Below are 817 nucleotides of genomic sequence, written 5' to 3'. Positions count from 1 at the left end.
TCCTAGAATCTGAGGCCACTGCCGCTCTTCCGGGGGAACCTCCGACTGGATCGTCAAGCACAGATCCACGAGCTCTTCCTGGTGCAGGCCAGTGGTATGATACAACGCGACGGTCCGTTCACGTGGGATTGTGTTGGCAAACCCATTCTCGCGTGAATCGGACCGTCACTCGCTTGTCGACACGCGCAAGTTGATCTCAGAACCGTAACGAAACGCTTCGCTGAATAACCCTCCATGTCCCGGGAGATGGCTCCGTGACATCTAGACTAGACGGCCGGAAACGACATCTAGACGGCCGGACACGCGGGGACTTCAAGTGGTTGTCATTTCGTCTGTCGTCAGGCAAGCAGTGCCCCTGCACCACACCGCGGGTGGTCGTGTTGGTACCTGCCTTCCAGGGGAGGGTTCGTGGCGGGTCGGCCAGATCATCTCTTCCTTGAGGGTGGCGAAGAAGCTCTCGGCCATCGCATTGTCGAACGCGTCGCCGATGCTGCCCATCGAGGCGACCACGCCGCTGGTGCGCAGCGTGCGGCCGAAGTCGATCGAGGTGTACTGGGCGGATTCAACTGGTCGTCGCAACACCGGCTCGGTGATGTGAATATAGCACGTCGTGGAGTGCTTCGCTGGGAGTTCGCCAGTCGAGTGTTCTGCGGGGTCGGGTGTTCAGTGCGTTAGCGACTGCAGCGAGCTCTTCGCGGCCGTGCCGGGATAGGTCTGTGCCCTTCGGGAAATACTGACGGAGGAGGCCGTTGGTGTTCTCGTTCGTTCCGCGTTGCCACGGGCTGTGCGGGTCGCAGAAATACACGGACAGCCCGGT

General features: G+C 60.7%; 2 protein-coding genes. One reads left to right on the top strand and one right to left on the bottom strand.

Annotation, left to right across the window (positions count from 1 at the left end; translation table 11 throughout):
- Positions 1–442: 442 nt before the first annotated feature.
- A complete protein-coding gene (locus KME75_RS47420) occupies positions 443–598 on the top strand; it encodes a hypothetical protein (protein ID WP_219420649.1) in 156 nt (51 codons plus the stop codon).
- On the opposite strand, the gene KME75_RS42045 is transcribed toward KME75_RS47420, so the two are convergent.
- A partial coding sequence (locus tag KME75_RS42045; protein ID WP_219420646.1) for an IS30 family transposase occupies positions 563–817 on the bottom strand: 255 nt, incomplete at its 5' end. The genes KME75_RS47420 and KME75_RS42045 overlap by 36 nt on opposite strands.

Source organism: Pseudonocardia nigra, from assembly GCF_019396355.1.
Lineage (GTDB): Bacteria > Actinomycetota > Actinomycetes > Mycobacteriales > Pseudonocardiaceae > Pseudonocardia > Pseudonocardia nigra.
Note: the sequence above shows the minus strand (reverse complement) of the source record. Positions and strands in the feature narration are given on the sequence as shown.